The 5,611-nt window shown below is 35.9% G+C and carries 4 protein-coding genes; 2 read left to right on the top strand and 2 right to left on the bottom strand.

The features are described 5' to 3' along the window. Positions 1-412: 412 nt before the first annotated feature. Entirely contained in the window at positions 413-637 is a 225-nt protein-coding gene (locus SFC32_RS08445; RefSeq protein WP_411049902.1) for a Blp family class II bacteriocin, read from the bottom strand. A 437-nt stretch (positions 638-1,074) separates the two neighbouring features. On the opposite strand from SFC32_RS08445, the gene SFC32_RS08440 reads away from it, so the two are divergent. Both SFC32_RS08440 and SFC32_RS08435 read left to right on the top strand, forming a co-directional pair. Continuing rightward, positions 1,075-3,222 carry a peptide cleavage/export ABC transporter gene (locus tag SFC32_RS08440; protein WP_411049903.1) on the top strand — a complete coding sequence of 716 codons (2,148 nt, stop codon included), beginning with the start codon at positions 1,075-1,077 and terminating at the stop codon, positions 3,220-3,222. Between the two features lie 9 nt (positions 3,223-3,231). Beyond that, a complete protein-coding gene (locus SFC32_RS08435; protein ID WP_411049904.1) occupies positions 3,232-4,614 on the top strand; it encodes a bacteriocin secretion accessory protein in 1,383 nt (460 codons plus the stop codon). Between the two features lie 544 nt (positions 4,615-5,158). Here SFC32_RS08435 and SFC32_RS08430 read toward each other — a convergent pair. Then, positions 5,159-5,611: CPBP family intramembrane glutamic endopeptidase (locus SFC32_RS08430; protein WP_411216655.1), on the bottom strand; the 453-nt coding region annotated here is incomplete at its 5' end.

Genomic DNA, 5,611 nt, shown 5'->3' with positions numbered 1-5,611 from the left:
AAACTATCGACAATAGACTAGTAGTATCTTCATTTTGACTTAAAGTATAAAAAGTCAAAAAATGATATAAGAAGAATTTTTTTACTCTTCTTAATTAAAAAGCCATCAATAAAAATTACTGCCAAGACAATGCAGTATAAAATAATGAAAATAGAATAATACATAAGCACTAAATTGCTCCACATAAATCAATTTTTAAGAAAAATTTTTCTAATATTAATTGATATTAATAATAGGAAAGAGAGAAATCCAATAATGTTCAAGAGGAAAAATATAGGAGACAGCTCTTTAAAAAAATTTGATACCGAAACTATAAGAAATCCTGTAGATACAATAATTGAAATCATTTTCTTCTTGTACATACTAATTAACACCCCTTAAAACAATTTCGCTTTCTAAATTATAAGGAATTTTAGCAGAATGTTGCAGCTCCAGTCGCTGCACCTCCCCAAAAACCAGCAGCAGTCCCAGATACTGTCCCAAAAATAGGTAACGTAACGGTTCCTACAGCAGCACCAGCAACTCCACCTGTTAGTGCACCTCCAACTGTCCCAAGTCCACATTTTACCAAGCCCCCACCTTCAACGTTTGAAAGTTCTGCTGATGTCAATGCTTCAAATTGTTCCAAATTTTTCATGTTTTCTTCTCCATTTTCTTTTTTATTTTGTCGTTGCAACTGACAATTCATAGTTTAGCATAGAATTTTAGTTATAAACGTAAATGTCGTAAATAGTCATTTTTTCGTCGTAAACGGTAAATTCCTCAAGAAATTTATACCATTCGCGACTGAATTTTAACCGTTTACGACTTTATCATTTTTATCATGATTTTTATGGCATAATTAAAGTTTGATATAAGTAAAGACAGGAATTAACTAGATTTTTCATAAGTTCATCACGTCTTTGAAAAAGTGGTCAGAACATTAGCATGACTTTTATTAAGTGCTTCATATTTCTTAATTAGAGGTAATTTTGGCCTTTCAAGACTGTTTTTTGACCTTTTATGATATAGGTGGTCACAAGCTAATATTTTGTGGCATAATAATTCTTGACTTTAATTAGAAGGAATGGGTTTATGAGGAGATATAAATACGTTAGTCAGATTGATATGCGAGATTGTGGGGTAGCTGCTTTAGCGTCAGTTGCTAAACACTACGGCTCACACTTTTCGCTTGCTCACTTGAGGGAACTGGCTAAGACGAATAAAGAAGGAACAACTGCTCTTGGAATCGTCGAGGCAGCTAAAAAGATTGGCTTTGAGACACGCGCTGTAAAAGCTGATATGGCACTTTTTGAGATGGATGATATCCCGTATCCTTGCATTGTCCATGTGAATAAGCAAGGAAAACTGCAACACTATTATGTCATCTATAAGGCTAAAAAAGATTATCTAATCATCGGTGATCCTGACCCAAGTGTGGGAGTCACAAAAATGACTAAAGCAGATTTTGCCAAAGAGTGGACAGGGGTTACAATATTTCTAGCTCCTGCAGCTAGCTATAAACCACATAAGGATAAGAAAAATGGCTTAATGAGTTTTTTGCCAATCATCTTTAAACAAAAAGCACTACTAACATATATAATTCTTGCTAGCTTACTTGTAACTTTGATTAATATTGTCGGCTCTTATTATCTTCAAGGAATCTTGGACGACTATATTCCCAATCAACTGCAATCCACTCTTGGAATTGTCTCAATCGGCTTGGTCGTGACTTACATCATGCAACAGATTATGAGCTTTTCACAACAGTATTTGTTAGTTGTGCTCAGTCAACGTTTGACGATTGATGTCATTTTATCTTATATTCGTCATATTTTTGAATTGCCTATGTCCTTTTTTGCGACAAGGCGAACTGGGGAAGTGATTTCACGCTTTACCGACGCTAACTCTATCATCGATGCTCTTGCTTCAACAATCTTATCGCTTTTTCTCGATGTGAGTATCCTTTTCATCGTTGGCAGTGTTTTGATTTTGCAAAATGCTAAGCTCTTCTTGATAACCTTAATTGCTTTGCCTGTTTATGCCATCATCATCTTTGCTTTTATGAAGCCTTTTGAGCGAATGAATCATGACGTCATGCAAGCTAATTCTATGGTCAGCTCTGCCATTATTGAAGATATCAACGGGATTGAAACCATTAAATCACTAACTAGCGAAGAGACACGTTATCGCAATATCGATAGCGAATTCGTGGAATACTTGGATAAAAGTTTCACACTTAATAAATACGAAGCAATGCAAGCCTCACTTAAGCAAGGAGCACAGCTGATTTTAAATGTGGCTATTCTCTGGTACGGCTCACGTCTCGTTATGACAGGGAAGGTTTCTGTTGGGCAATTGATTACCTACAACACCCTTTTATCTTACTTCACAAAACCAATGGAAAATATTATTAACTTGCAAACTAAGTTACAGTCGGCGAAAGTGGCTAATAAGCGTCTTAACGAAGTTTATCTGGTATCTTCTGAATTTGATAACAAACAAGTAATTGATAATCCAGAGTTTCTCAAAGGTGATCTTGTCTTTGATGATGTTTCTTATAAATACGGCTTTGGACGCGATACTCTTAGTCACATTAAACTTCGTATCAAAGAAGGTGAAAAAGTTAGCCTTGTCGGCGTCAGTGGTTCTGGGAAAACAACTTTAGCTAAAATGATGGTGAACTTTTATAGTCCAAATCAAGGTCAAATCACCTTGGGAGGCTATGACTATAAAACTATTGATAAAAAAGTTCTTCGTCAACACATCAACTACCTTCCACAACAATCTTACGTCTTTTCTGGAAGTATCCTTGATAATCTCACTTTAGGTGCTTCTGATGCGATTACTCAAGAAGACATTATCAAAGCCTGTGAAATCGCTGAAATTCGTGCTGACATTGAAGCTATGCCAATGGCTTACCACACTGAATTATCAGATGGGGCTGGTTTATCTGGCGGTCAAAAACAACGATTAGCTATTGCCAGAGCACTTCTGACTAAGTCACCCGTCTTAATCCTAGATGAAGCAACAAGTGGTCTTGATGTGCTGACCGAAAAACGTGTTATCCACAATTTGTTAGCTCTAAAAGACAAAACCATTATCTTTGTTGCTCACCGTTTAAGCATTGCCAAGCAAACTGACCGTGTCATCGTCCTAGATAAAGGACAAATTATCGAACAAGGTCATCACGAGCAACTCATGCAAAATCCTGGCTTTTACGCTCAGCTATTTCAAGAATAAGGAGGAATCATGAACCCTAAATTATTTCAATCGGCTGAATTCTACCACAGACGTTACCATAATTTTGCGACACTCTTGGTTCTTCCAATGACAGCTTTCGTGCTTTTTTTATTGCTATTTTCTCTCATTGGAAAAAAAGAAATCACTGTCACTTCTGTTGGTAGCCTTCGTCCTACAAAAATTATCGATGTCGTGCAATCTACTAGCAATAACACTGTTCTTGTTAATCACTTGAGCGAAAACAAAACGGTTAAAAAAGGAGATTTGCTTATCCAGTACTCGGATAAATTAGAAGAAAGTCAAATTAAAGCTATTCAGACCCAAATCGAGCGAGATGAGCGTCAGCAAAATGCCCTAAACACACTAAAAGACAGCCTCAATCAGAATAAAAATCTTTTTTCAGGTGATGATGAATTTGGCTGTGCTGCAACTATCGATCGTTTTCTTAGCCAAAGTAAAACCATTACGGCTCAAGTTTCTCAGGCTAATGATTCAGTTGCCAAACAAGAAGCAGGGGTCAATCGAGCTAACGCTGCGGTTAACAAACAAATCAGTGAACTTCAAACACAAGCTAGCCAATACATAGAAGTCAAAGATGCCATTCAAAACAATCAAACAAGTGTTTCTGGTGGTAATCCGTACACAGCTACTCTTAACAGCTATTTAAGCCAGCTCCAAGCTCTTCCTAGCGATGCTGCTACTAGCAGCAAAGAAAGCCTTAAAAATCAGTTTATAGCTGACCTCCAAGGCCAAATTGATAGCATTAATTCTTCTATTTCAAGCCTACAAACGCAATCTGCTTCAAATTACTCAACTGGCAGTTACGACACCAGTGCAGCTAGCCAAATTGAAAGTCTACGTCAGCAAGAACTGACCCAAGCTGAAACACAGCTAGCTCAAGTAACTCAGGAAAAAGAAAACTTACAAGCGCAGCTTGATCAAACAAGCCTGTCAAAATCTGATACTATCCTAAAAGCTAAAGAAAATGGGATTTTGCATGTTTCTGATGAGTTTGAAGGGAAAACTCTTCTCCCACAAGGAAGCCAAATTGCAGAAATTTATCCTGATATTGTTAAAACCAAAAAAGTTGCCATTTCATACTACGTTGATTCAACTCATGTTAGCCAACTGAAAAAAGGACAGCAGGTGCGTCTGACTCTTGAAAAGATTAGCAATCACGCCATCGTTGTTAGCGGAAAAATTAGTAAAATTGCTAGCTCTGCTACTCAAACAAAAAACGGTAATTTCTTTAAAGTCACAGCAACTGCAGAGGTTACTGAAAAAGACAGTTCTAAGCTAAAATACGGCTTACAAGGCAAAACCATCAGTGTTATCGGAAAAAAATCCTTCTTTAACTACTACAAAGACAAGCTCTTAAAAGATTTTCAATAAGAATAACCAGCCAAATTGGCTGGTTTTATTTTTTTCTTGGTTTGAACACTTTAACAAAAACTAAGACTAAATAAAGAAGATAAATCCCTGTAAAGACAAGTTTTTCCGATAAATCGTTCGATTCTAGTATAAAATTTTTTATCCAAATCACTGAAATAGTACTTACTGCTACTAGCCAGCTAAATTTTTGCTGCGAGTTTTTCATAAAATCCTCCCATTCTCCTTAATTTTCTTTTTTAAGTGTAAAAAGAAAAGGGAAGTAAGCATCCTAACTTACTTTCCTCTAATATCATCTTGAAAACGATGAATTTTCAAAGATAGGTTTCTCCCATAATATCTCGCGAGTGCCTAAGATTCCCTTTTTACATTGCAACAACACTTCTTAGTAACACTGCGACTAAAGTCCTTATGTCATTTAAATCTCCTGGAAATGACGTGTCATGTGACTGACATATTTAATTGTAGCAGAAATTTTGCGAAATGACCGTCTATGTCGTAAACGGTCGTTTTTTCGTCGTAAACGGTAATTTTTTCATTATTTTTACTACCTTTCAAAGAAAATAAATGTAATCAGATGCCAGCTAAGATAAATATTCCATGCCATATGAACAAGAATTGATGGATAGATTGACCGTGTTTTTCTAAAAAGAATCGCTAAAATTAAACCAAGAAAAGCATAGTTTTTAAATACCTCTAAACTCAAACCATAAGAAGATAGATGAGCTACTGAGAACATTACAGCAGATAGTAAGCAATCTAAGTAAAATTTTGATTTCTCAAAAAAGCTAGTCATCAAAACACCACGATAAACTAACTCTTCTAGGATTGGTCCGATAATAAAGGGTTGTAATGCGACCAAAAACGCCAATGGGGAATCACGGAAAAATAATAAATCATTTTTTATATCTCCACCAACAAATAAAAGATTACTGAAGTAAGCGTATATCACCCCAAAAGCAAGCAAAGTTACTAAATAATCTAAAGGTTTTAGTGGTCT

The sequence above is a fragment of the Streptococcus sp. TATVAM-FAB8 genome (assembly GCF_046592795.1).
In the GTDB taxonomy this organism is placed as follows: Bacteria; Bacillota; Bacilli; order Lactobacillales; family Streptococcaceae; genus Streptococcus; species Streptococcus ruminicola.
Note: the sequence above shows the minus strand (reverse complement) of the source record. Positions and strands in the feature narration are given on the sequence as shown.